Origin of the sequence: Cupriavidus taiwanensis (assembly GCF_900250075.1) — a bacterium.
Lineage (GTDB): Bacteria > Pseudomonadota > Gammaproteobacteria > Burkholderiales > Burkholderiaceae > Cupriavidus > Cupriavidus taiwanensis_C.
In genome coordinates this window covers 2,630,064-2,655,351 of the sequence record NZ_LT977071.1, presented here as the reverse complement: position 1 = coordinate 2,655,351, position 25,288 = coordinate 2,630,064, and the positions used below count along the sequence as shown (strand labels likewise).

Sequence of the window (25,288 nt, the reverse complement as noted above, 5' to 3'; positions counted from 1 at the left end):
TTTTTGGGTCGCCGCATTTTTATATCCAACTGATATGTTAGTGCGGCGCGGATTTACGGAGATGCAATCATGATGACGGAACGCCAACGCAAGTTCAGGGAGCAATACAAGGCCGATATCAGCCCGCTCTACAACGGCCTGCTGCATATCGCCGTGATTTACGGCGTCGGCACCGGCGCGCTGTGGTGGGCCATCCAGCAGCTGCACCACGTAACCTGGGAGTGGGCGCTGATCCTGCCGGTATTCCTGGCGGGCAACTTCGTGGAATGGTTCATGCACAGCTATGTCATGCACCGCCGCGTCGACGTCTTCGCGCTGCGCGCCATCTATGAGCGCCACACGCGCCAGCACCACCAGTACTTCACCGACCAGGAACCCACCATCGACACCACGCGCGAATTCCGCATCGTGTTCTTCCCGTGGCGCGTGCTGGCAACGCTCGGCGTGGGCGGCGGTGGCCTGGGCTACCTGGCATCGCTGATCTTCAATGCCAACGCCGGCTACTTTGTCTTCATCACCATGGTGGCGCAGTACCTGATCTACGAGACCTTCCACTATTGCTGCCATGTGCACGACAACTGGTTCGTGCGCAACATGCCCTTCATCAATACGATCCGGCGCCACCACACCGCCCATCACAACATGGGCATCATGATGAAGTACAACATGAACCTGACGTTCCCGATCGCTGACTACATCATGGGCACGTCCGACCTGCGCCGCGGCCTGCTCGGGCACCTGTTCAACGGCTACAGCGAAGCGCACGTCAAGGAAGAGCTGAAGCCGATCATCCGGAAATTCCGCACCGACCACTCGCGCGTGACGCTGGACGGGCCAGTGCTCGATGAAGACGAACGCCGGGCCATGGCCGCCTAGCCGCTTTGCGTGCCTGCCGAGCGCCCGCCGCGCTACTCCACCGAGTCCGGCACCTCCTCCTGCTCTTCCCCCAGGAAGCCGCCGCTCTGGTGCCGCCACAGCCGCGCATAGGTGCCGTTCTTCGCCAGCAGTTCGGCATGCGTGCCCTGTTCGATGATGCGCCCCTGGTCCATCACGATCAGGCGGTCCATGGCGGCGATGGTGGAGAGGCGGTGGGCGATCGCGATCACGGTCTTGCCCTCCATCATCTCGTCGAGGCTTTCCTGGATCGCGGCCTCCACTTCCGAGTCGAGCGCGCTGGTGGCTTCGTCCAGCAGCAGGATGGGCGCGTTCTTGAGCATCACGCGCGCAATCGCGATGCGCTGGCGCTGGCCGCCCGAGAGCTTGACGCCGCGTTCGCCGACCAGCGTGTCGTAGCCGGTGTGGCCATGCTGGTCGCTCAGCTGGCGGATAAAGTCATCGGCCTGGGCGTGCACGGCGGCGTGGCGGATTTCCTCTTCGGTGGCGTTGGGGCGGCCGTAGGCGATGTTGTCGCGGATCGAGCGATGCAGCAGCGAGGTGTCCTGCGTGACCATGCCGATGGCGCTACGCAGGCTGTCCTGCGTCACCCGGGCGATATCCTGCCCGTCGATGCGGATGCGGCCGCTGTCCACGTCGTAGAAGCGCAGCAGCAGGTTGATCAGCGTGGACTTGCCCGCGCCGGAGCGGCCCACCAGCCCGATCTTCTCGCCGGGACGCACGGTCAGGCTGAGGCCGTCGAGCACCTGGCGTTCGCCGTTGTAGTTGAAGCGGACCTGGTCGAATTCCACTTCGCCGCGCCGGATCTGCAGCGCCGGCGCGCCCGGCGCGTCCTGCACCTTGGCCACGTGCGTCAGCGTGGCAATGCCATCCTGCACCGTGCCGATGTTCTCGAACAAAGAGGCCATCTGCCACATGATCCAGTGCGACATGCCGTTGATGCGCAGCGCCATGGCGGTGACCGCGGCCACCGCGCCGGTGCCGATCTCGGCCCCGTGCCACAGCCACAGCGCATAGCCGCCCGCCGCCAGGATCAGCGCCACCACCAGGGCCTGGTTGACGATCTCGAACTGGCTGACGAGACGCATCTGCCGGAACCCGGTTTCCTTGAAATCCTCCATCGCCGCGCGCGCGAAGTGCGCCTCGCGCCGGGTGTGCGAGAACAGCTTGACGGTGGTGATATTGGTGTAGGCGTCGGTGACGCGTCCGGTCATCGACGAGCGCGCATGCGCCTGCTCCTGACCGACCTTGCCCAGCCGCGGCACGAAGTACAGCATGGCCAGGCCGAACAGCGCGATCCAGCCGATGAAGGGCAGCATCAGCCGGAAATCGAAGCCGCCCGCCAGCGCGATGATGGTGATGAAGTACACGCCGATGGCGAGCACGATCTCGATGAAGGTGAACAGCACCTCGCGCACCGCAAGCGCGGTCTGCATGACCTTGGTGGTGACGCGCCCGGCGAACTCATCGGAGAAAAAGGACAGGCTCTGCCTGAGCATCAGCCGATGGAAATCCCAGCGCAGCCGCAGCGGCAGGTTGATCGCCAGCACCTGGTGCTGCACCATGGTGCGCAGCGCCACCAGCCCGATGCTGGTCACCAGCACGATGCCGATCCCCCACAGCACGCGCTGCTCCTGTGCCGAGGCTTCGCGGTTACCCTGCCACGCCGCCAGCAGATCCACCACTTGCCCGAGGAAGGAGAACAGCCACGCTTCGTAGATCGACACGCCGGCGCTTAGCAGCGCCAGCGCGACGAAGTAGCGGCGGGTGCCGCGGGTGCAGGCCCACAGGAAGGCCGCCAGGCCCTTGGGTGGCGGCGGTGCCTCGTCGGGAGGGAAAGGATCAAGCAGACGTTCGAACGCGCGCAGCACGGGGTCCTCCGAAACGGCAGAAGGCCCGCGATCCAGCCGGCATGCGGATCGGGCGGCCTTCTTCGGTGCGAGGCGCAGATTCTACCCCCGTAAGCGCGGTGGTGCAGGGCGTGGGCGGGCCGCGCCTATTCCGCGACGATCTTGCGTTCCACGGCGATGCGCTTCCACTGCGCAAGGTCCTGCTTCATGCGCGCGCCGAACTCCGCGGGCGTCGCGGCCAGCGGGCGCGAGCCGTCCGGCTCCAGGATCGCGCGCACCTCCGGCGACGCGGCGATCTCGGCAAGCTCGCGATTGAGCCGGGCACGTGCGAAGAATTTTAAACGGGCGTGTGGACCACCCCGGCGTGGCCTGGCAAGACATGGATGCTGCCTGAGCATGCAACCCGCAAAGACACTGAATTCTGAGATTAGCGTTTTTCAGATCTGTGCACGACTTACTGAATGTGCCAAATCTTCTATGCTGTAACGGGGTGGTGTTTCGGCCTCTCGCCAATGCCCTCGGTATCGCTCGACTCCGCTTGCTCCCTTGCCTTCCTGGCAGCCCGTCATCGTGACCAGTGAGAACAACGCGCGCAAAGAACAAGAATATGAACACGGAACAGCCCACCCGGTCGATCAGGGTGCTTGTGATGGTGTACGTGCTGGTGGGATTGGCGTACCTGGCCTGGCGCGTCGACACGATCAACCTCGCGGCACCGCTGTTTTCCTTCCCGCTCTATGCGGCGGAAGTCTACGGCTATATCAGCGGCCTGCTGTTCGTGCTGATGACGTACCGGCTGTCGGTGCGGCAAGCGCCGCCGCCCGAGCCGGGCCTCAGTGTCGATGTTTTCGTGCCGACCTATAACGAGTCGGTCGAACTGATCCGCCGCACGCTGCTGGCGGTGATGCGCATGGATTATCCGCATGTCACCTGGCTGCTCGACGACGGCCGCCGCGAATCGATGCGCGCGCTGGCGCAGGAACTGGGTTGCCGCTATCTCGCGCGCGGCGATAACGCGCACGCCAAGGCCGGCAACCTGAACCATGCGCTGCGGCACAGCACTGGCGACTTCATTGCGATCTTCGATGCCGATCACGCGCCGCGCAAGGATTTCCTGGTCAAGACCCTGGGTTATTTCCGCGACGAGCGGGTCGCCTTCGTGCAGACGCCGCAGGACTTCTTCAACATCGATTCGTTCAACCACCGCCTGGGCAAGAAGCGGGTGTGGGATGAGCAGGCGCTGTTCTTCAAGGTGATCCAGCGCGGCAAGGACGCGCTCAATGCCGCGTTCTTCTGCGGCAGCTGTGCCGTGATCCGGCGCACCGCGGTGTCGCGGATCGGCGGCTTCGCGACGGAAACGGTGACCGAGGACGTGCACACCGCGATCCGCTTGCACAAGCTCGGCTACCAGTCCGTCTACCACGCCGAGTCGCTGGCGTTCGGGCTGGCGCCGCATAGCATCGACACCTACCTGAAACAGCGCATGCGCTGGGGCATGGGGGCGATGCAGGTGTTCCGGCGCGAGAACATCCTGTTCAGCCGCGGGCTCACCCTCGGGCAGCGCCTGAATTACCTGGCCTCGGCACTGTTCTTCTTCGAAGGCTGGCAGAAGCTGATCTTTTTCCTGACGCCACCCGTGGTGTTCCTGACCGGTGTGCTGCCGATCATCTCGCCGCTGGACAATTTCCTGCTGCTGTTCTGCCTGTATTACCTGCTTTCGATCCTGGTGCACCTGGAACTCGGGCGCGGCTACAACTCGCTGTTCCTGAGCGAGCAGTACGCCATGGCGCGGTTCTTTGCGTTCATGTCGACCAGTGTCGGGCTGTTCCGCAAGAATATCCCGTTTGTCGTGACCGACAAGCAGATGTCTCAGACCGGCAAGATGTGGCTATGGCTGTCGCCGCTGCTGGTGCTCTGTGCCGTGGCCGCCGCGAGCATACCGGTCGGCCTGTACCGCATCTACACGGGCGGGATCCCGCTCGGTGCCGGCCTGGTGACGCTGTTCTGGACGCTGATGTCGCTGGGCTCGGCCATCGCGGTGGGCGCATACGCATACAGGCACTCGCGCAACCGCCGCGCGGAATACCGCTTTCCGCTGCGCGTTCCGGCTACCCTGTCCGTCGATGGCAAGACCTGTCTGGGACTGACCGCGGACCTGTCACCGAACGGCGCGCTCTACCTGGGCGAAGCGATGCCCGGCCTGGCGCTGGGCGACGTGGTCGAGGTGGCGGTGCATCTGCCCAACCTCGTCGTCCACGACACCGCCATCGCCACCTTCGTCAAGGCGTCGCGGCCCGGCGCCGCCTACGGCATGTCGGTCGGATTGCGTTTCAACTGGAGCGCGCAAGGCAACACCGGTGCACTGGAAACCTTCCTGTTCGGCAGCAGGCTCCAGCTCGAGATGGGAGCCCTGCGCGAGACCGAGACGCCGCCTCTGACACGTCTTGCCGAGATCCTCGGGCGTCACGGGGGCAGTCCGTCCGCGGCGTACAGCTGGGCCGCCGCGCTGTTGATGCAGCCGTTGCGCGTCGGCATGCTGCCGGTGGCCATCGCCACCATCGACGGCGCGGCACCGCTGCTGTTCAGCAGCATCGAGCTGGACCTCAGCGCCGGCGCAACCCTGCGCCAGACCATGGCGGCGCAGGCGGGCGCCGTCCAGGAACAGGCGGTCCGGCTCACCCCCACGGGCCGGGTCACCACGCCGACCGGTGATTTCCACCTGTACAACATTGCACCGCATAGCGCGGCTTAACCCGGGAAGATATTGATGATGGCGTACGGAGGCCATGGCGCAGCATGCCGGCGGCTGGCAACGATGACACTGTTCGGCGGGCTGGCGCTGCTGGCCTCGCTGCCGGCGGCGGCCGATCCCTTCGTGTTCGGCGGCGCCAGCCTGGCCGGCGGCGGCGAGCGCAGCGAATACGTCGGCATCAGCGGAAAGCTGTTGCCGGTGCCGTTGCTGGTGCAGAAGTTCGTGGTCAGCGACTACCACTACAAGTACGGTACCAACGGCACCACCGTGACGGTGAACGGACAGGCGGCCGAGGCCGCGCTCGGCGTGCAGAAGGGCTGGTCGACGGGCTGGGCCGAGTTCTCGGCAGGCGCCCGCTACCGCTATAACCGCGTCTCGCCGGAGGGGGCGGACAACCGCTCTGACGGCGGCGAGTGGGGCCTCGCGCTGACCGTGCTGGGCCAGCAGGAGTTTGCCCGGAACTGGGCGGTCAACGGCATCGCCAGCTACAACTTCGGACCCAAGGCCTACTGGGCGCGCGGGCGCCTGCTCTACAAGGTCTTCGGCGACGCCTGGGCGGGCGTGGAATTCATCAAGCACGGCGACCCGTTCTACCACGCCACGCAAGGTGGCCTGGTCGTGACCGGCATTGCCATCGGCAAGGGCGTGAACCTGGGATTCTTCGGCGGCGCCAGGAAGACCGCGGGCGAGCCGCGGTCCTTCTATGGCGGACTGGAACTGAGCAAGGCGTTCTGAGCGTGGCCGGAACGACACTGCGGTTCAGGAACTCACCTTCATCATGACGAGCCCGCTGACGATCAGTGCGGCGGCCAGGATCCTGACTGCGCTGGCGGGTTCGCCCAGCACGAACAGCCCCACCAGGAACGCGCCCACGGCGCCGATGCCGGTCCAGATGGTGTAGGCCGTGCCGAGCGGCAGGCTTTTCATGGACAGGGAAAGCAGGGCGAAACTGGCAATCATGGCCACGATGGTGATGGCCGAGTAGCCGGGGCGCGAAAAGCCCTCGGACAGCTTCATGGAGTACGCCCAAAGAACCTCGAGCACTCCGGCGATGACGAGATATATCCAGGCCATGATGGCTCCTTGATCAAGAGCCGGGCCGTCCCGGACATTCATACCCGGTGCGGGCGAGGTCGTCCTCGAAAGTGGAGCATTGTACCGGATCGCTGGGGCAGGCGTGTGCCGGGGCGATGGGCCGCGTGGTATTGTCGGCATGTCATGGTCATGCCCTGGGACGTCCAAGATCGGGGGGAAACAATGAGAACGAGGCCGGTGCTGTGGTTCGTCGCGATGGTGTTGGTCTTGCCGCGGTTGGCCCTGTCCAGCGAATTCGGCAGCAAGGGCGGGCCGGAGCCTGCCAACCTTCAACAGATCGCGTCACGCCTGCGCGAGGACCCGTATGACCTGGAACTGCTGATCAGCTTCGGCACCTCCAAGGGCGGATCCGCCGGCCATATCGCGCTGGCGCTGCGTGACGACGCGGCGGGCGAAGAGCGGGTCTACTCGGCCAACTTCTACGCCGATCGCGACCCCGCGCACGCGAGCGGACGCTACACCACCGATCTGATGGTCGCCATCCCCAAGCAGGAATACCTGTTCAAGACCGTATCCACGGTCGCCGAGACCGCATCGTTCGGGCTCGACTTCGGCGAGATCTACAAGCGCTCGGTCATCGGGGTGCGGGTCTATGGCGTGCCGGCGGCGGACAAGGCGGCGCTGGCCGCGTACTTCCGCCGCATCAACGACGACTATCACCAGCAACGCAGCAACACCGAATATCACCACGGGCCGATCCGCTACGACTACCTGCGCCTGAACTGCGCCAAGACCATCGGCGCCGCCTTCAAGTATGGCGCCGGCTACCGCGACCTGGCAGTGACCGGCGCCACGCTGTTTTCAGGGCAGCGCATGATCGCGGCAGCCACCGCCAATATCCCGACCGAGATGGCGATGAAGCTGGTCCGGGAATGGGGCCAGCGCAACTACGGCATGGATGTAGTGCTGTACAAGAAGTATCGCGGCTCGGCCTATGTCGATCCGCAAGAGGAAGAAAAAATCGCCTTCAAGGACCTGCCCGATCGCTTCCCGTCGGTGCTGTCGCTCGACTTCCGCCGCGAGGCCGGGGCTTACCAGGACTATGACAACCTGCTGGCGATGTACCTGCTGTTCAATCTCGGCAAGTACAGCGTGCGGGTCAACGAACAGACCCTGTTGCTGGAAATCGAGAAATCGAAGGACCCGATGCCCTATGCCGAGGCGCTGCAGGCCGCCGAGCGCGACGCCCGGGCCGACAGCGAAAAATTCCAGCGCCATATCGAATTCCGTCCGAGTGGCGAGGGAATCGGCGAGGCGCCGGACAATACGCATCTTTACCACTTTAACGAGGAGGCGGAGAGGAAGGTGGCGCGCTAGGGTGCCGCCCCTTCAGTCCAGTTCGAGCCCACCCTGCGCCAGCAACTGCCGAAACACCGCCAGCCGCGCGTCGCCCGTTTCCGCCAGCCGGTCGCACACATGGAGGTATTCGGACATATCGCTGTGTCCGCGCAACGCATCCTTGCACTCCCGCTCAGAAATTTCCAAATGGACCCCGGTCAGCAGCGCGCGGCCCTTGCCGACCTGTGCGCTGACGATGGCGGGCGGTGTGCCGGCGATGCCTGCATAGACGGCCAGCACCTCGGTGCCGGGGCCGGGGGCGTCGGCGAAGTCGAAGCGGCAGCCGCCGTGGTAATGCGTGTAAAGCGATAGCGGGACTTCGGTCAGCTTGTCCGTGGTCCGCAGTTCCACCGCGGCGGTGGTGCGCGGGGTGCCGTCATAGAGCTTGCCGCCGGTCAGTTCAGGCAGGGAGCCGACCGCCACCGCATCCACCAGCCGCAGTTCGCGCGGGCCGCAGATGGCGCCGCGGGTGCCGGCGTGGAAGGCCAGTTCGCGGCAGGCGTAGTAGGCGCCCGCGCATATCCCGAGGTAGACGCCGCCCCGTTCGACAAACTGCCGGATGCGCGCGTTCGGCGCGCCGTTCAGCAAGGCGCAATAGGGCAGGTCGGCGCCGCCCGGCATGACGAACATCACCGCGTCGTCGAACAGCGTGGCGTCGTGCCGGATCTCGCTGGCCATCACCGCGCGGATTTCATAGGCCCCCGCGGGCAGCTGATGGCCGATGGTGCGCATCAGGCATGCGGTCCAGTCCGACGCGCCGGCGTCGACATAGGTAAGGATCTGTGGCTTGGGCATGGCCGCATCCGGGTCTTGTCGTCTCCGACTCTAGCCGGTTGGTATCGAAAACGCCATGCCGTCATCGGCGTGAAAGCAAGGCAGAGCCAACCTGCTATGCTGAAACAGCCGAAGCCGGCGCGGTCGGCGCTATCCCCGCATGCGGTCAATGCAATTTGCGCCGGGGCACTGGCTCCGATCCCGCAGCTACCGGGTAAAGGAAGGAGTCAGCCATGCGTATCTCGCCTGTTCTGTGCGGTTTTGTTGTGGCGGCGGTGCTGGGGCTTGCCGGTTGCGCAACGCCCGATCGTGCCAAGCCGGCCACGACTTCGTCGTTATACGACCGGCTTGGCGGCATGCCGGCGATTACCGCGGTGGTCGACGACTTCGTCGGCAACCTGGCGACCGACCCGCGCATCAAGGCCAAGTTTGCCAATGCCGATATGCCGCGCCTGAAGACGCGGCTGGTCGAGCAGATCTGCGCGGGTTCTGGCGGACCCTGTACCTATTCGGGCCGCGATATGAAAACCGCCCATGCCGGCCTGGCCATCAGCAATGACGAGTTCGATGCGCTGGTCGATGACCTGGTGAAATCGCTCGACAAGTTCAAGGTGCCGGCGCGCGAGCAGAAGGAATTGCTGGCGATTCTGGGGCCGATGCGCAAGGATATCGTCTCGCGGTAACCAATCGCGCCGGGCGGTCAGCACGCTCGGTCTCAGGCGCGCGCGGCCGCGCGCCATGCCCCCGGCGGCAGCCCGAAGCGCCGCGTGAAGCTGCGCGTGAAGGTGGTCTGGTCCGGATAGCCTGACATCAGCGCGATCTCGGCCAGCGGCAGCCGGGAGTCCGACAGCCACTGCAGCGCGCGGTCCAGCCGCAGCCGGGTCTGGTAGCGGTGCGGGGTATCGCCGAAGGCCTCGGCGAACAGCGTCTGGAAGCGCCGCACGCTCCAGCCGAAATGCGCGGCCAGTTCCGGCACGCGCAGCGGCGCGGCCAGGTTGGCGCGCAGGTAGGCGTCGACGGACATCAGCGGAAAGACCTCGCGGTCGGCGGGCATGCCGAGGCTGTCGGCCAGCGTCGCGGCCAGGGTTGCCGCAAGGTGCCAGTCTGCCTGCGGCGCGCGTGCCGCGCACGCCGTGCGCCCGGCCGCCAGCGCCCGCACCCGGTTGCCAAGGGCGCCGTCCAGCGCGAACGCGCGCGGACGCGCCATCAGCCTCGCCGGCAGCGCCACCGATTGCGCGGGGAAGTCCGCCACCAGCTGCAGGTTCCCCTGATAACCCATGTAGTCATGATGGCTGCCCGCCGGCACGATCAGGCCGGTGCGGTCGTCGACGCGGTAGAGGTGGCCGTCGAGCTCCAGCTCGGAGGCGCCGGCCAGGCCGAACAGCAGCTGGTGGTAGCCGTGCTGGTGGCCCTCCGGCTGCGGCCGGTAGCGCCGGTGCTCGACCAGCGGCGCGGCGCGCGCTTCAGCGGGCTTGCGCATGCCGCATCCTGCCACGGGTCTGGCACAGCCAGACGCCGGCACCCGCCACCGCTATGCCCAGCATCTGCACGGCGCCGAGGCGCTCGCCGAACAGCAGCCACGCCTGCAGCGCCGCCAGGGGCGGCGCCAGGAACATCAGCGCCGCGGCATTGGCGGCCTGGCCGCGCCGCACCAGGCTGACCAGCAGCCAGGTGCCGGCGCCGGACAGGCCGATCGCGGCCCAGGCCAGCCCGGCCCACAGCGCTGGGCCGTCGTGCCAGTGCAGCGGCGCGCCGGCTGCCTGGATCGCCACCATCGCGGCGGCGACCAGCATGGCGCCCAGGTTCTGCCACGCCGAGCTGGCGCGCAGGTCACAGGCGGCGATGGCGGTTTTCTGCAACAGGGTTCCCATGGTGATGGAGACGATGGCCAGCACGCCCAGCAGCATGATCCACGGCGACACCGGGCGGGCCGCACCGTGCGGGCCGGCCTGCAGCGCGGGGGCGATCACCAGCGCGACGCCGAGTGCACCCAGCGCCAGGCCGTGCCAGGTCCGCCTGGAAGGTAGCTCTTTCAGCAGGGGAATGGCAAGCAGCGCGGTCAGCAGCGGCTGCAGCGCGCCCAGCAGCGCCATGATCGCCGGCGGCAGGCCCTGGGCGACGGCGCCGTAGCCGGCGCACAGGTAGAGGCCCTGCATCAGCGCGCCGGCCAGCAGGTGGCGTGGCGCTTCGCGCAGCGGCGGCCAGGCCGCGCGCGCTGCCAGCGACCACGCCACGAACATCAGCCCAGCCACGGCAAAGCGGCCCAGCAGGAACAGGCTGGTGTCGGCCAGCGGCACGATCGCCTTGCCGACGATAAAGCCGGTGGACCAGATCAGCACGAAGGCCATGGCGGGCAGCCAGGCGACAGTGGACAGGGGGCGCGACATGCGGTCAGGCGTTTCCGCTGCGGGAGCGGAAAAGGCAGAAAAATGGCAAGGCTAGCCAGGCGCGGCGCCGCTGTCTTGGCAAATCCGGCAATCTCGCACTGAAAGCACTGGTAACACTCGCGTGGCGTCGTCGCGTCAACCGGACCGGGCTTGCCACGTAACATGGTGATGGGGATCGAACCGGACGAGGTGAACCACATGGATCCAGCGCAGCATGCAAGACCACCTGGCCGCGGGCGCGTGACCGCCCGGCGCGCCGCCGCCGTGCTGGCGCTGGCCGCGTGCCTGGCGGGCTGTGCCCAGCTGCGAGTGGGGCCGGGTAACGGCGATGACCGTGGCGCCACGGCCGCCGCCGACCTGCGCTGGCTCAATACCGTCACCTACGGCGCCGACCAGGCCTCGCTGGGCGCGCTGCACCGGCTGGGCCGCAAGGGCTTCCTCGCGCAGCAGCTGGCGATGCCGCTGGCCGATCCGCCCGAGCTGGCGGCCGCCATCGACGCCTTGCCCAACCTGCGCGACGGCGCCGCCGCGCAGGTCCAGGCCGCGCGCGAGGCGCGCCAGCGCATCGATGCCCTGCCCGACGACGCGAGCCGGCAGCAGGCGCGCCAGGCGCTCAACCTGCAGGGCCGCGAGATCGTGGCCGATGTGGCGCGGCGCCACTTGCTGCGCGCGCTGTATTCGCCGGCGCAGCTGCGCGAGCAGATGACATGGTTCTGGATGAACCATTTCAACGTCTATGCGGGCAAGGGCCAGGTCGGGCTGCTGCTGGCCGACTACGAAGAGCGCGCGATCCGGCCGCACGCGCTCGGCCGTTTCCGCGACCTGCTGATGGCCACGGTGACCGCGCCGGCGATGCTGATCTATCTCGACAATGCTCAAAGCAGCGCCAACCGCGTCAACGAGAACTACGCGCGCGAACTGATGGAGCTGCATACGCTGGGCGTCTCTGGCGGCCCCAGCGGTTCGCGCTATACGCAGCAGGATGTGCAGGAACTGGCGCGCGTGCTGACCGGCGTGGGCGTGAACCTGCGCGGCACGCCGCCGCCAAAGCTGCCGGCGGCGCGCGCAAGCCTGTACCGCAGCGACGGCCTGTTCGAGTTCAACCCCGCGCGCCACGACTTCGGCGCCAAGCTGCTGCTGGGCCAGCGCATCGAACCATCCGGTTTCGACGAAGTGGCGCGCGCGGTGGCGATGCTGGCGCGCGAGCCGGCCACGGCGCGCTTTGTCAGCGCGAGGCTGGCTGCGTACTTCATCGCCGACCAGCCGCCGCCCGCGCTGGTCGAGCGCATGGCGCAGACCTTCACGCGCACCGACGGCGATATCGCCGCGGTGCTGCGCACCATGTTGCTGGCGCCAGAACTGGACCGGCAGGCGGACCCGTCCCCGCGCAAGTTCAAGGACCCGATGGTCTATGTGGTGTCGTCGCTGCGGCTGGCCTATGAAGGCCGGCAGGTGGCCAACCTGCGCCCGGTGATGAACTGGCTGAACCAGCTGGGCGAGCCGCTGTACGGCCACGTGGCGCCCGACGGCTACCCGTCGGCGGAAAGCGCGTGGGCCAGTTCGGGGCAGATGGTGCGGCGCTTCGAGATCGCGCGCGCGATCGGCTCGGGGCCGGCGGGATTGTTCGCGGGCGACGGCACCACGCCACGCGGCGCGCGCTTCCCGACGATCGGCAACAAGCTCTACTACGATGCGATCGAAGCCACCCTTGGCCCCGCCACGCGCGCCGCGCTGAGCCAGGCCGAGTCGCAGGCGGAATGGAACACCCTGCTGCTGGCTTCGCCCGAATGGATGCAGCGCTGAAGGCAACGGAGAGCACCATGCAACGCCGACAATGGCTCAAGACGATGGGTGGCGCCGCGCTCGGGCTGGCGCTGCCGGCCATCGCCGCGCGCGTCTACGCGCTGCCCGCGCAGGCCGATGCGCGCTTCCTGCTGGTCTTCCTGCGCGGCGGCTATGACGCCGCCAGCGTGCTGGTGCCGGCCGGCAGCGACTTCTATTACGCCGCGCGGCCCAATATCGCCATTCGCCGCCCGCCCGCGCCGGGTGCCGACGCGGATCCCAATGCCGCGGTGGCGCTGGCATCCGCCTTTGGCGCCGACAGCGCCGCACGCGGCATCGGCGACTGGGCCCTGCACCCGGCGCTGGCGCCGACCCTGCTGCCGTTGTGGCAGCAGGGCCAGCTGGCCTTCGTGCCGTTCGCCGGCACGCACGACCTGTCGCGCAGCCACTTCGAAACCCAGGACGGTATCGAGGCCGGCCTGCCCGGCCATGACGAAAGCCGCCAGGCCGCGGCTGCCCTGCGCGGCAGCGGCTTCCTCAACCGGCTGGCCCAGGCCATGGGCGGCCAGGCCGCGCCGGTGGCGTTCACCGACGGGCTGCCGCTGGTGCTGTCCGGCCCGCGCGACGTGCCCAACGTCTCGCTCAAGGGCAGCGGCCGCGCCCCCTTCGATGCGCGCCAGGCGCGGCTGCTGGCGCAGATGTACCGCGGCACGCGTTTCGAGTCACTGATCGACGAGGGCTTCGAGCTGCGCGAGACCGTCGCGCGCCAGGCGCAGGCGGAAGCGCCGCAGGGCGGCATGGCTGGCGCCGGCCCGGCCACCATGGCGTCGCGCCAGCAGGAGATGCAGGCCGCCAGCCGCCGCGCGCTCAGCGCGCGCGGCTTCGAGGTCGAGGCCCGGCGCATGGCTGGGCTGATGCGCGAGCGCTTCAACCTGGGCTTTATCGACGTGGGCGGCTGGGACACCCACGTCAACCAGGGTGCCGCGCAGGGCCAGCTGGCCGGGCTGCTCGACAACCTGGGCCGCGGTTTGTCGGCCTTTGCCGCGGAGATGGGTCCCGCATGGAGCAGGACCACCGTGGTGGTGCTGTCCGAGTTCGGCCGCACCTTCCGCGAGAACGGCACGCGCGGCACCGACCACGGCCACGGCACGGTTTACTGGGTGCTGGGCGGCGCCGTGCGCGGCGGGCGCATCGCCGGCGAGCAGGTTGCGGTGGAAGCGGCCACGCTCAACCAGGATCGCGACTGGCCGGTGCGCAACGAGTACCGGGCGCTGCTGGGCGGCCTGTTCCGCAGGTTGTACGGGCTGGATGCGCAGCGGCTGGCGCAGGTGTTTCCGGGGGTGGCGGGGCGGGATATCGGGTTGGTGTGAACCGCGTTCCGGCCGGCCGCACGCCGGGTCCGGCGGCTAGCGTTGGCCGGCCGGGGTGATGATGGTGGGTGCGAGCGGCGTGATCGGTACTGCGGGCGCAGGCGCAGGCGCAGGCGGCGCCGTTGGCGTGGAGGAGGCAGGGGGCGGGATGGTGGCAGGGGCCGGTTCATTCGCCGGGGGCGGCGCAAGCGGCGCGCTTGCAGCGATGTCCGGTGGCGGCACCGCCATCACCGTCTCTCCCCGATCCAGCGCCAGGCTGGACTCATCATGGTCGCTGTCGGCCGCCGCGGCGGACGCAGCGGCCGGCGGCGCGACCTCCGCTTCCTGCGCCGGCAATGCCGGGCGGCGCGGCGCCGGGCGCGGTGCCGGGCTCTCGCTGGCCTTGTCGCGCGTGAACAGCTGGCTGAACCAGCCGCGCAGCTGCGTGCCCAGCGACGCAAACAAGTGCGTCTCTTCGTGCTCGGCAAAGCGCGCGCGGCCGTCGATGATGCGCGCGCGCAGGGCGCGCTGGTAGAAGTCTCCCACCATCGGCAGCGCGCTGTGCGCGCCCTGGCCCCAGTAGTCGCTGCGCAGCGTGACGCGGCTGTCGTTGAAGCCGACCCAGGCGCCCGCCACCAGTTCCGGATGCATCAGGATGAACCAGCCGTCGGCATTGTCCTGGGTGGTGCCGGTCTTGCCGGCGACGTCGGCGCGGATGCCGAAGCGCGAGCGGATGCCGGCGCCGGTGCCGCGGTCGATCACGTCGCGCATCACGTCCAGCAGGGTTTGCGTGGCGGCGGCGGGCAGCGCGTGCTCGGCGCGCGCGGGGCGGAACACCTGCAGCACATTGCCCTGGCGGTCTTCGATGCGCGTCACCATGGTCGGCGCGATGTAGTCGCCGGCATTGGCGATGGTGCCGTAGGCGGCCACCATTTCCTTCAGCGTGACCGGGCTGGTGCCCAGCGCCAGCGACGGCACCACGTCGAGCTCGCTGTCGCGCACGCCCATGCTGCGCGCCAGCCGCGCTACGCGCGCGGGGCCCACTTCCTGCATCAGCTGCGCGGTGATGGTGTTGCGCGAATAGACCAGGCCGTCGCGCAGCGTCATGGCGCGGCCGGTGGGGCGGCCTTCGTCGCTGGGGCGCCAGATCTCGCCGCCGGCCAGCTCGATTTCCACCGGCTGGTCCACCAGCGTGTCGTCGGGCGTCTTGCCCTCTTCGAAGGCCGCGCCGTAGACGAAGGGCTTGAAGGTCGAGCCCGGCTGGCGGCGCGCCTGCTGCACGTGGTCGAACGCGTCCTGGGTGTAATCGCGGCTGCCGACCCAGGCGCGGATCTCGCCGTTGCGCGGGTCGATGGCCAGGAAGCCGGCCTGGATCCGGGTCTTGTTCTGGTGCAGCGCGCGCAGGAAGGCGCTGTCGGCCATCAGGTGGCGCAGCGCCTCTTCCGGCGCGGCGCCGGCGGCGACCGCCGCGCGGTATTCCGGCGTCTCGCGCACGAAGGCCTGCACCAGCGGCTTGTTGGCGGCCCAGCCCGCGCGCGGCGCCCACGCGGCGTTGGCGACCGCCTGCAGCCGGTTGCCCTGCTGCACCACGGCCTGCGTGGCCATGGCCTGCAGGCGCGCGTCGATGGTGGTGTGGACCACCAGGCCATCGGCGTAGATGTCGTAGCCGTTGCGGTCGGCCCAGCCGATCAGCCACTTGCGCAGCTGCTGCGCAAAGTGCGGCGCGGGGCCGGGCGGCTCGGTCTGCCGCTCGAAGTCGATGCGCAGCGGGCGCTTCTTCAGCTGCTCGTAGCGCGCCGCGTCGAGCTTGCCGCGCTTGACCATCTGCCCGAGCACGGTATTGCGCCGGTCCAGCGCGCGCTCGGGGTTGAGCACCGGGTTGTAGTAGCTGTTGCCCTTGAGCATGCCGATCAGCGTGGCGCTCTGCAGCACGTCGAGCGAGCGGGCGGGGCGGTCGAAATAGGTGCGCGCCGCCATCTCGATGCCGAAGGCGTTGTACAGGAACGGCACCGTGTTGAGATACGTCTCGAGGATCTCGTCCTTGGTGTAGAGCGCCTCGATCTTCAGCGCGGTGATCGCTTCCTTGAGCTTGCGCGTGAGCGTGGGGGCGCGGCCGATCTCGTCGGGATAGAGATTGCGCGCCAGCTGCTGGGTAATGGTGGATCCGCCCTGGCGGTCGCCGGAAAACGTATGCAGCGCGGCCGAGGCGATGCGGCGCCAGTCCAGGCCGTGGTGCTGGTAGAAGCGGTGGTCCTCGGTGGAGATCAGCGCCGCCACCACGTTGGGCGAAATTTGCTTGAGCGGCACCCAGTCGCGGTTGGCCCACTTGAACACCGCCAGCTCCTTGCCGTCGGCGGACAGCACCTGGGCCGGCTGCTCGGACTTGGCCTTGCGGATATCGCTGATGCCCGGCGTGAACGGAATCAGCACCAGCACATAAAGCAGCAATGCCGCCGGGATCGCGGCCAGTCCGGCCAGCAGGCCGCGCCGCGTGGGGCGCAGCGTGCCGGGCCGGGTCAGGCCGGCGCGCGCGCCGCGCGCAGCGAGTCGAGACAGGCCTTGGCGAACGGGGGCAGGCAGTGAAGCCTGGAACGAGGCAAGCAGGGGGGCAAGCCGGGTCTTGATCTCAGCCAGCTTCATGAGGCGAAGCGGTCGAGGCACAGGCGCGGGGCGGCACGGAACACTGGCATTACCGTCGTCGGAAAAGCCTGCATCCTACCAAAACGTTCCGGCCGGTTACAGGGAAAACCCCCACCCAGGTGCGATGCGCCACTTCCTGCTGCGGAGCATGGGTCACAAAGCTTTCATATTGCCCCGCCACAATGCCCGGGCCGCAATTCATTGCGGACGATGCGCCGTTGCCGGGTTGCCCGGCCGGGCCGGATCGCCACGGCTCGCCATGGCGATCGTTGCCCTGGGTCCGGTGCGGTGTCGTGCCTCAAACAGAACACAGAGAAACTACAGTGAAGAAAGCTCTCCTTGCAATGACGGCAGCAGCGGCCGCGTCGGCCGCATCCGGGGTGGCGTCGGCCCAGTCCACGTCCAACGTGACGCTCTACGGCATCGTCGATGCCGGCGTCGAAGTGATCAGCAACGTGCCGGGCAGCGGCGGCGCCGAAGGCACGGCCGTGCGCCTGAACTCGGGCAACCTGTCGGGCTCGCGCTGGGGCCTGCGCGGCACCGAAGACCTGGGCGGCGGCCTGAAGGGCATCTTCGTGCTGGAAAGCGGCTTCGATGTCGACACCGGCACCTCGGGCCAGGGCAACCGCCTGTTCGGCCGCCAGGCCTACGTCGGCCTGCAGGGCGGCTGGGGCGCGGTCACGCTGGGCCGCCAGCAGAACGCGCTGTACGACCTGTTCGGCGCCTTCGACCCGATGGGCGTGGGCCCGCGCTACTCGCTCAACAGCGTCGACTCGGCCTTCAACGGCCGCGCCGACAACGCCGTCAAGTACACCGGCAAGTTCGGCGGCCTGACCGCCACCGGCTTCTACAGCTTCGGCCGCGACAACAACGAAATCCCGGGCGAGACCAAGGTCGGGCGCAACTTCGGCGGCGGCCTGACGTATGCGGCGGGCGGCCTCTCGGTCGGCGCGGCCTACGACCAGTTCCACGGCGGCACGGTGGCGCTGCAGGACCGCGCCGCCAAGCGCGCGGCGGTGGGTGCGGCCTATGCCTTCGGCGGGGCCAAGGTGTTCGCGGGCTACCGCTGGCTGCGCGACGACGGCGTCTCCAGCGCCACCGCGGCCGAGACCCGCAGCAACGTCTACTGGGCCGGCGCGCAGTACCGCTTCACGCCGGCGTTCCTGCTGACCGGCGCGGCGTACTACAACGACACCCGCAACAGCGACGCGGATCCGTGGATGTTCGTGCTGTCGGCGGACTACTCGCTGTCCAAGCGCACCGACGTGTATCTGAACGTGGGCTACGCGAAAAACAAGTCGGGCTCGGCGCTGGGCCTGAACGGCGTGGGCACCGTGGTTGCCGGCGAGAACCAGACGGGCGCCACCATCGGCCTGCGTCATCGCTTCTGATTATTAGCTGATGCCCGCCCGGCAGGCGCCCATGCCTGCACGGGCGGGTGCTTGACGCTCATATCGACACCTGCGGCTGGTCTTGCGGGGTTCGTTGGGCCGGTTGCCTTGACCGGCCCCTTTTTCCGCTTGCGCCGCTGCCCTGCTGCGCCGGCAACGCCATCGCCAGCCGCACTCCCGCGCCCGGTTCCTATCTATACCCAGCCGCCCCGATAAACTGCCCGAACCGCTCGCACCAGATCACCACCGCCGCATACCGGGACGGATCCACCCCGGCCGGCAAATCCACGGTGAAATTGCCGAAGGTCTTCAGTTCACCCACCTGCAGCGACTGGTCCTTGATCCGCAGGAAGGCTTCCTTGTTGTCGACAAAGGCCGGCGCCAGGTAGATCCGGTAGTCCGGTCCCGGTGCCACGCTGCCTTCGAAGGCGAGCGCATTGGCCGAGACATGGAGCCGCCCGCTGGCCCAGTGCAGCGCGTCGCTGCCGGCCAGGTCCTTGCGGAAGGTGCCGGCATAGCGCGCCTGTTGCGACACCGCCTGCACCTGCCCGGCACTGGCACCCGGCTGTGCCGTCAGGATCGGCAGAACATAGATGCCCGCGGCAAAGCCGGCCGCCAGCATGGCGAGGTGGGTCAGCACGAGGATGGCGGGCCTGGCGGTCATTGCGGGCTCCGGAAGGATGGCGATGCCGGTATGTCGGCGCCGGCGCGGGAACCTGACAGCGCCGTGGCAGGTTGACGGCCTTGGCACATTCGCAACGGTTTCACCAATCCAACACATGGAAGTGGTTATGATCTGGTAGTTGCCCTGTCGAGAAGCTGCCTATGACCCTCCACGTCACGATCCGCACTATCCGTACCGGCACGATGCAAACCGCCCGCTATCAGGCGCGCGTCTACCTGACCACCGATGCCGAGGCTTTGCCGTTGCTGGCAACGGATTGGAGCGAGCGCGAGGCCGAAGCCTTCCGTACCGCACAGTTCTGGGCGCAGCGCCACGCTTATGTGGTGTCTAATCCACGCGCAGGAACGTTCTACGGCGTATCGGGCCGGCGCTGAAGCCGGCCAGCGCACCCCCTACCTTGCCTGCGTCGCGGATGCGGCAGGCGTGCTGGCCGGCCTGGCCGGGGCCGGCGCGCGGCCGCCCGCGCCCATGGCGTCGAGCGTCTTGGCCGCCGCCAGATGCTGCGGAATCATCAGGCCCTGGCGCGCCGTGGCCACCGAAATCTGTCCGCCCTGGGCGCTGCCGCGCGCGACCAGGTCGCGCCCGTTGCGGTAGACCAGCCGGGTCAGGTCGGCCACTTCGTTGTCGGACAGGTCCGGGCCGGTCACCAGCACGGCCGCAGTGGCGATGGTGCGCACCGGCGCGCTCAGGCCGGGATAGGTGCCGGGCGCGATCGATGCGCGGAAATAGCCCGCCTTGCGGCCAACCAGCGCGACGATGGCCTTTTCGTCGAGCGGCAGCAGCCGCAGCGGCATTTCGGCGAGCGCATCGCGGATGCTGTCGGCGGGTACGCCGATCACCTGGATCACGGCGTCGACCTGGTTCTGGCGCAGCGCCACCAGGCCGGTGCCCAGCCCCACTTCCTCGGCCTTGAAGTCCTTGTCCGTCAGGCCATGCGCGCCCAGCACGCGCAGCGCGGTATGGCGCGAGGCCGAGCCGCGCTCGCCCACCGCGATGCGCTTGCCACGCAGGTCCGACACCGAGCGCGCCGGATCGCCATCGCGCACCAGCACATGCACCGGTTCCGGATAGAGGCTGCCGATGGCGCGCAGCGAGGCCTGCGGGCCGTCCTCGGCGAAGGCGTCCTTGCCCTCGTAAGCGTCCAGCGCGGCATCCCCCTGCGCCAGCGCCACCGAGACCTTGCCCGCGCGCAGCAGGCGCAGGTTCTCTTCGCCGCCGTGCGTGACCAGCGGGATGGCGCGCACGCGCGTGCCGGCAACCAGCGCCTGCGCAAAGCGCAAGTACTGGCCGTGCTCCGCGCCGGCGGCAATGGCATAGCCTTCATTGACCCGCGCCAGCCGCGCGCGGATATTGGCGTGCGCGGTGGTCAGCTCCTGCTCGATCACCGCGCGCTGCGCCGGCGACGCGTCCTTCTGCACCGAGTCGATCACCTTGCGCATCGCGTCCAGGATCGCCGCCGGGCCGCTCGGTGCATTGGTGGCGACCGCCGGGGCCTCGGCGGGACGGTAGCCGGCCGGCAGCACCCCGACCCAGCGCTCGCCGTCGCGCCGGTACAGCGCGGTGCCGTGGGCGCGGATGATGTCGCCGGCCTTGTTGCCCCCACTGGTGATGCCGGTGATGCCGCGCGGGCCCGCGCCCAGCGCCGACACCAGGCCCGCCACGCCGGGCGAATCCCAGGCGCCGAAGTCATAGTCGCGCAGCAGCTTCAGCTGGGCGTCGAAATAGACGATGCGGCGGGTCTCGCCCGCCGGGGCCTTGGTATCGGCCTGCGAGCCGCGGCGCTCAAGGCCCACCACCTGCACCGTGCCCGGCGGCAGCGCCAGTGCCAGCCGCTCTTCGACGCCGGCGCGGATGCCGTCGGCGGCCGGGCCGGCGCCGCATCCCGCCAGCCAGGCGCTGGCCAGCAGGGCAAACAGCAGGGTCAGCAGGGCGCGGCGCCGCATCTCAGCCCCCATCTCAGCCCCCGATCAGCGGCAGCGCCAGCATCATGGTCAGCACGAACGCGTTCATCAGGTCGACGAAGAACGCCCCGGCCAGCGGCGTGATCAGGAAGCTGGTCGGTGCCGGCCCGTAGCGCGCGGTGATGGCGCGCATATTGGCCATGGCGGTGGCGGTCGAGCCCATGTTGAAGCCGATGAACGCGGCCGAGGTGACGGCGGCCTCGTAGTCGCGCCCCATGAAGCGGAAGCACACCAGCACCACGTAGAGGATGATGAACACCACCTGCATCGCGATGATCAGCAGGAACGGGCCGGCGGACAGCGCCACGTCGGCCAGGTCCAGCGCCATCATCGTCATCACCAGGAACAGCGACAGGCAGACATTGGTGATCAGGTCGGTGGCGCGGTCGTCAAAGCGCATGCCGGCGAAGGGCAGCAGGTTGCGGATGGCGATGCCGAGCATCATGCACCAGAGGAAGCCCGGGATGGTGATGGCGCCGGTCGGCATCTGCGCGGCGATCCAGCGCCCGCCGATTACCGCGGCCAGGATGCCGGCCAGCGACGCCAGCGCGCCCACCGTGGTGATGGGCGAGACCGCCGCCGCTTCCTCCTCGGTGTCGCCGGCCTCGCGCGCGGTCGAGCGCAGCCGGTAGCGCGAGATCAGGTATTGCGCCACCGGTCCGCCGATGATGCCGCCGACGATCAGCCCGACCGTGGCCACCGTCATCGACAGGTCCATCACCGCCTGCAGGTTGTTGACCTCGGCAAAGCGCTCGGCATAGGCCGCGCCGGTGCCGTGCCCGCCCACCAGCGTGATGGAGCCGCTCACCAGGCCGAAGATCGGGTGCAGGTCCAGCACCCGCGCCATGGCCACGCCGACCACGTTCTGCACCACGATATACGGCAGCAGGATGATGATGAAGATGACCAGCGCCTTGCCGCCGCGCTTGAGCATGCGCAGGTCGGCGCAGAGGCCGACGCCGCCGAAGAACATCAGCAGCAGCACCGGCTTCATGCCGGGATCGATCACCACGCGGAAGTTCACCGCCGCCAGCGCCGTCGACGCGACGATCGCGAACAGCAGGCCACCGGTGACGGGATCGGGAATGTTGTAGCGCGACAGCACGCCGACGCTGCGGTTGACCAGCGTACCGATCAACAGCACCACCACGGCGGTCAGCAATGAGGCCAGCAGGTCAAGGTTCATCGGGGGCGTCCTGACGCGTAGCATGCATCACTACGGGTTGTAGTCGGACACGGGGGAGAAGGCAAGGAAAGGATGGGCCGCGCCAGGGCGATGGTGTTCTCCCTCTCCCCTCATGGGGAGAGGGGAGCAAACCGGCAGCAGCGCGCATAGGTCAACGCGCCCGCAACGCCTCCACGATATTCATCCGCGCCGCCCGCACCGCCGGCAGGAATCCCCCCACCAGCCCCATCGCCATCGCGAACGCCAGCGTTTGCAGCGCAATCGCCGGGGTCAGGATAAAGCGGAACGACAGATCGGCGAAGGTCTGGAAATTGGTGGTCGAAAACGAAGCGAACTGCATCAGCGCCGCGCACGCCAGGCCCGCGGCGCCGCCGACCAGGCCCAGCAGCGCGGCTTCGGCCAGGAACGCGGCCAGCACGCTGGCGCGCTGGAAGCCCAGCGCGCGCAGCGTGCCGATTTCCGCCACGCGGTTGGCCACCGAGGCGTACATGGTGATCATGGCGCCGATCATCGCCGCGATCGAGAAGATGGTCGACAGCGTAAAGCCCAGGATATTGATAAAGCCCGACAGGGCCTTGGACTGGTCGCTGTAGAAAGCCTGCTCGCGCTTGGCCTCGTCGGCCAGGCGCGGATCGACGTCGAGATCGGCGCGAAAGCGCTCGAACAGCGTGGAATCGGCCAGCCGGACCACCATCGACGAATACGAATTGCGCCGGAACGATTGCATCAGCTGGTCCACGTCGCCCCAGATCTCGGAGTCGAAGCCGCTGCCGCCGGCGTCGAAGTGGCCCACCACCGTCCAGTCGCGCTGCGCAAAGCGCAAGTGTCCGCCGATCTGCACGCCGGCAAAGCCGCCGGCAATGCTGCTGCCGACGATGATCTCGGACGAGCCCGGCCGGAACATGCGCCCGGCCACCAGCCGCACCTGCGGGCGCAGGTCCATGCCCGCCGGCGAGATGCCGCGGATCACCACGTTGGACGGCTGGCCGGTGCTGGCCTTGGTCAGCGAGATCAGCACCACGGCCTCGCGCGACGCCAGCGGCCGGCCGTCGCGGCCCATGGCCACGGCCGGGTGCATCTCGATGATGCTGGCCTGGTCGCGGTTGACAGCGCTCTGGATCTCGGTCTCCGCGCCCTTGCGGATCACCACCACGTTGTCGTGCTCGCCGGTGGTGACCAGGGTCTTCTTCAGCCCGGCGTCGAGCATCAGCATGGTGGCGAAGACAAAGACCACCAGCGCCAGGCCGGCCGCGGTCAGCGCGGTGGTCAGGCGCCGGGCCCACAGGTTGCGCGCGATATAGGTCAGCGGGATCGCCACGGCAGTCTCCCTGGCGCTAGCCGATGGCCCGCAGGCCCTCGACGATGCGCACGCGCGCCGCCTGCACGGCCGGCACGATGCCGGCAAACATGCCCACCGCCAGCGCGCATGCCGCCTGCAACTGCATGGTCTGCGGCGATACCGTGAACACCGGGAACACGCCGCCCACCGCCTGCTTGAAGGCGCTGGCCACCGGCGGCGTGGCCAGCATGCCGAGCGCGCCGCCGGCCACGCACAGCGCCAGCGATTCGCCGAACACCAGCAGCGCCAGGAAGCCCGGGCCGAATCCCAGCGCCTTGAGCGTCGCGTATTCCACGGTGCGCTCGCGCGCGCTCATGGCCATGGCGTTGGCCATCACCGCCATGATGATCACGATCACCACGTACGACACCACGCGGATCGCCGCGATGATCTGGTTCGACATCGCGACAAAGCCCAGCTGGAAGGCCTGCTCGGTTTCGGTCAGGGTTTCGGCCAGCGAATTGCGGAACACGCCGTCGACCTGGCGCGAGATCGCCGCGGTGTTGTCGGGGTTGCCGACGCCCAATATATAGACGCCGACCTGGTCGGCCTGGCGCGGGGTGCGCTTGCGCACGGTCTCGTTCAGGTATTCCCAGTGGAACACCATCTGCCGCGTGATGGTGCTCTCGTCGCGCCCGTCCATGATGCCGCGCACCACGAACTCCCAGGTCCCGGGATAGATGGTGCCCTTGATGGGGATGACGTCGCCCACCTTGAAGCCGAACTGGTCGGCCAGCTGGCGCCCCACCAGCGCGCCCTTGCGGTCGCGCTGGTAGTCGGCGCGCTGCGCGTCCGGGACGATGAACTCGGGGTAGAGGTCCAGGTAGTTGTCGGAGACCGCGAACTGCGCGAAGAAGTTCTTGGGATCGCGATAAACTCCGCCAAACCAGTTGGAGCGCGCCACCATGGTCACGCCGTCGATGCCCTTGATGCGGCTTTCGTAGCTGAGCGGCAGCGGAAACACCAGCGAGATCGCATTGCGCGTGACCAGCCGCGCGCTGGAGGCGGCCGAGGCACCGGCATACCAGGCATCGATCACGGTCTGCAGCAGCCCGAACGCCAGCACCGCGATCACCAGCCCGAACACCGTCAGCGTGGTGCGCAGCTTGTGCCGCAGCGCATTGCGGGCGATCAGCTTGAGCGCGTACATGGTGAATCGAGGCTAGGCCGGCTCGCCACGGATCAGCTCCCCCTTTTCCAGGTGCACCAGCGAGCCGGCCGCGGCGGCGGCGTGCGCATCGTGCGTGACCATGATGATGGTCTTGCCGGCATCGGCGTTGAGTCGCTGCATCATCGCCAGGATCTCGGCCGCCGAGGTGCGGTCGAGATCGCCGGTGGGCTCGTCGGCGACGATCAGCGCGGGGTCGGTGATCAGCGCGCGCGCGATCGCCACGCGCTGCTGCTGGCCGCCCGACAGCTCCGACGGATAATGGCTCATGCGGTCGGCGAGGTTGACCATGTCCAGCACCAGTTCCACGCGCGCGCGCCGCTCCGCGCGCGGCAGGCGCGTCAGCATCAGCGGCAGCTCGACGTTCTCGAACGCGGTCAGCACCGGCATCAGGTTGTAGAACTGGAAGATAAAGCCGACATTGGCGGCGCGCCAGTCGGCCAGCGCCGCTTCGGGCAACTGCGTGATGTCCCGCCCCGCGACGCGCAGCGTGCCGCGGTCGGGCCGGTCGATGCCGGCAATCAGGTTCAGCAGGGTGCTCTTGCCCGAGCCGGACGGCCCCATCAGCGCGACGAAATCGCCTTCGCCGATCTCCAGCGAGATATCGGTCAGCACCGGCACCGTCTGCATGCCGCGCCGGTAGGACTTGGCGACGTGGTCGATCTGCACCAGCGGCGCGGCGCTCATGCGGGCCTCA

General features: G+C 68.4%; 22 protein-coding genes. 9 read left to right on the top strand and 13 right to left on the bottom strand.

Annotation, left to right across the window (positions count from 1 at the left end; translation table 11 throughout):
- Positions 1-69: 69 nt before the first annotated feature.
- Positions 70-876 (top strand): fatty acid hydroxylase family protein, encoded by an 807-nt coding sequence (locus CBM2588_RS28260; RefSeq protein ID WP_115683535.1) that lies wholly within the window; start codon positions 70-72, stop codon positions 874-876.
- A gap of 32 nt (positions 877-908) precedes the next feature.
- Here the strand turns inward: CBM2588_RS28260 and CBM2588_RS28255 are convergent, their stop codons facing one another.
- Both CBM2588_RS28255 and CBM2588_RS28250 read right to left on the bottom strand, forming a co-directional pair.
- Positions 909-2,765, bottom strand: a complete 1,857-nt coding sequence (locus CBM2588_RS28255) for an ABC transporter ATP-binding protein (RefSeq protein ID WP_115683534.1) — start codon at positions 2,763-2,765, stop codon at positions 909-911.
- A 125-nt stretch (positions 2,766-2,890) separates the two neighbouring features.
- Positions 2,891-3,142, bottom strand: a complete 252-nt coding sequence (locus CBM2588_RS28250) for a hypothetical protein (protein WP_231942306.1) — start codon at positions 3,140-3,142, stop codon at positions 2,891-2,893.
- A gap of 209 nt (positions 3,143-3,351) precedes the next feature.
- Between CBM2588_RS28250 and CBM2588_RS28245 the strand changes: the two genes are divergently transcribed.
- Together CBM2588_RS28245 and bcsS are read left to right on the top strand one after the other, a co-directional pair.
- Complete coding sequence (locus CBM2588_RS28245; RefSeq protein WP_115683533.1) at positions 3,352-5,496, top strand: glycosyltransferase; 2,145 nt, start codon at positions 3,352-3,354, stop codon at positions 5,494-5,496.
- A gap of 63 nt (positions 5,497-5,559) precedes the next feature.
- The gene (gene bcsS, locus CBM2588_RS28240; protein ID WP_115683532.1) at positions 5,560-6,231 is read left to right on the top strand and encodes a cellulose biosynthesis protein BcsS; all 672 of its coding nucleotides are present in this window, start codon (positions 5,560-5,562) and stop codon (positions 6,229-6,231) included.
- A gap of 24 nt (positions 6,232-6,255) precedes the next feature.
- Here the strand turns inward: bcsS and CBM2588_RS28235 are convergent, their stop codons facing one another.
- A complete protein-coding gene (locus CBM2588_RS28235; protein ID WP_115683531.1) occupies positions 6,256-6,570 on the bottom strand; it encodes a DMT family transporter in 315 nt (104 codons plus the stop codon).
- A 183-nt stretch (positions 6,571-6,753) separates the two neighbouring features.
- Here CBM2588_RS28235 and CBM2588_RS28230 point away from each other — a divergent pair, with 183 nt between their 5' ends.
- Positions 6,754-7,908, top strand: coding sequence for a hypothetical protein (locus CBM2588_RS28230; protein WP_231942305.1), 1,155 nt, complete (start codon positions 6,754-6,756; stop codon positions 7,906-7,908).
- Between the two features lie 12 nt (positions 7,909-7,920).
- On the opposite strand, the gene CBM2588_RS28225 is transcribed toward CBM2588_RS28230, so the two are convergent.
- Entirely contained in the window at positions 7,921-8,724 is an 804-nt protein-coding gene (locus CBM2588_RS28225; protein ID WP_115683530.1) for a BPL-N domain-containing protein, read from the bottom strand.
- Positions 8,725-8,936: 212 nt separating this feature from the next.
- On the opposite strand from CBM2588_RS28225, the gene CBM2588_RS28220 reads away from it, so the two are divergent.
- The gene (locus CBM2588_RS28220) at positions 8,937-9,386 is read left to right on the top strand and encodes a group I truncated hemoglobin (protein WP_115683529.1); all 450 of its coding nucleotides are present in this window, start codon (positions 8,937-8,939) and stop codon (positions 9,384-9,386) included.
- Between the two features lie 32 nt (positions 9,387-9,418).
- Here the strand turns inward: CBM2588_RS28220 and CBM2588_RS28215 are convergent, their stop codons facing one another.
- Together CBM2588_RS28215 and CBM2588_RS28210 are read right to left on the bottom strand one after the other, a co-directional pair.
- Complete coding sequence (locus tag CBM2588_RS28215) at positions 9,419-10,183, bottom strand: AraC family transcriptional regulator (RefSeq protein WP_115683528.1); 765 nt, start codon at positions 10,181-10,183, stop codon at positions 9,419-9,421.
- Positions 10,167-11,090, bottom strand: a complete 924-nt coding sequence (locus tag CBM2588_RS28210; RefSeq protein ID WP_115683527.1) for a DMT family transporter — start codon at positions 11,088-11,090, stop codon at positions 10,167-10,169. Before CBM2588_RS28210 ends, CBM2588_RS28215 begins: the two co-directional genes overlap by 17 nt.
- Positions 11,091-11,288: 198 nt before the next feature.
- On the opposite strand from CBM2588_RS28210, the gene CBM2588_RS28205 reads away from it, so the two are divergent.
- Both CBM2588_RS28205 and CBM2588_RS28200 read left to right on the top strand, forming a co-directional pair.
- Entirely contained in the window at positions 11,289-12,893 is a 1,605-nt protein-coding gene (locus CBM2588_RS28205) for a DUF1800 domain-containing protein (RefSeq protein WP_115683772.1), read from the top strand.
- Positions 12,894-12,910: 17 nt separating this feature from the next.
- Positions 12,911-14,242: a DUF1501 domain-containing protein gene (locus CBM2588_RS28200; RefSeq protein WP_115683771.1), complete on the top strand. Its 1,332-nt coding sequence runs from the start codon at positions 12,911-12,913 to the stop codon at positions 14,240-14,242.
- Between the two features lie 36 nt (positions 14,243-14,278).
- Here the strand turns inward: CBM2588_RS28200 and CBM2588_RS28195 are convergent, their stop codons facing one another.
- Complete coding sequence (locus CBM2588_RS28195) at positions 14,279-16,861, bottom strand: penicillin-binding protein 1A (protein ID WP_115683526.1); 2,583 nt, start codon at positions 16,859-16,861, stop codon at positions 14,279-14,281.
- A gap of 323 nt (positions 16,862-17,184) precedes the next feature.
- Here CBM2588_RS28195 and CBM2588_RS28190 point away from each other — a divergent pair, with 323 nt between their 5' ends.
- Positions 17,185-18,252: a porin gene (locus tag CBM2588_RS28190; protein WP_115683525.1), complete on the top strand. Its 1,068-nt coding sequence runs from the start codon at positions 17,185-17,187 to the stop codon at positions 18,250-18,252.
- 190 nt (positions 18,253-18,442) lie between these two features.
- On the opposite strand, the gene CBM2588_RS28185 is transcribed toward CBM2588_RS28190, so the two are convergent.
- Positions 18,443-18,916 (bottom strand): DM13 domain-containing protein, encoded by a 474-nt coding sequence (locus CBM2588_RS28185; protein ID WP_115683524.1) that lies wholly within the window; start codon positions 18,914-18,916, stop codon positions 18,443-18,445.
- A gap of 161 nt (positions 18,917-19,077) precedes the next feature.
- On the opposite strand from CBM2588_RS28185, the gene CBM2588_RS28180 reads away from it, so the two are divergent.
- The gene (locus CBM2588_RS28180; protein ID WP_115683523.1) at positions 19,078-19,311 is read left to right on the top strand and encodes a CDP-diacylglycerol pyrophosphatase; all 234 of its coding nucleotides are present in this window, start codon (positions 19,078-19,080) and stop codon (positions 19,309-19,311) included.
- An 18-nt stretch (positions 19,312-19,329) separates the two neighbouring features.
- Here the strand turns inward: CBM2588_RS28180 and CBM2588_RS28175 are convergent, their stop codons facing one another.
- The 5 genes from CBM2588_RS28175 to CBM2588_RS28155 form a co-directional block, all read right to left on the bottom strand.
- A complete protein-coding gene (locus CBM2588_RS28175) occupies positions 19,330-20,880 on the bottom strand; it encodes a TAXI family TRAP transporter solute-binding subunit (RefSeq protein ID WP_115683522.1) in 1,551 nt (516 codons plus the stop codon).
- Positions 20,881-20,893: 13 nt separating this feature from the next.
- Positions 20,894-22,084 carry a sodium/glutamate symporter gene (gene gltS / locus CBM2588_RS28170; RefSeq protein WP_115683521.1) on the bottom strand — a complete coding sequence of 397 codons (1,191 nt, stop codon included), beginning with the start codon at positions 22,082-22,084 and terminating at the stop codon, positions 20,894-20,896.
- 151 nt (positions 22,085-22,235) lie between these two features.
- Positions 22,236-23,402: an ABC transporter permease gene (locus CBM2588_RS28165; RefSeq protein ID WP_115683520.1), complete on the bottom strand. Its 1,167-nt coding sequence runs from the start codon at positions 23,400-23,402 to the stop codon at positions 22,236-22,238.
- 16 nt (positions 23,403-23,418) lie between these two features.
- On the bottom strand, positions 23,419-24,573 hold the full coding sequence (locus CBM2588_RS28160; protein WP_115683519.1) for an ABC transporter permease: 1,155 nt from the start codon (positions 24,571-24,573) through the stop codon (positions 23,419-23,421).
- A gap of 12 nt (positions 24,574-24,585) precedes the next feature.
- Positions 24,586-25,278, bottom strand: a complete 693-nt coding sequence (locus CBM2588_RS28155) for an ABC transporter ATP-binding protein (protein WP_115683518.1) — start codon at positions 25,276-25,278, stop codon at positions 24,586-24,588.
- Between the last annotated feature and the right edge of the window lie 10 nt (positions 25,279-25,288).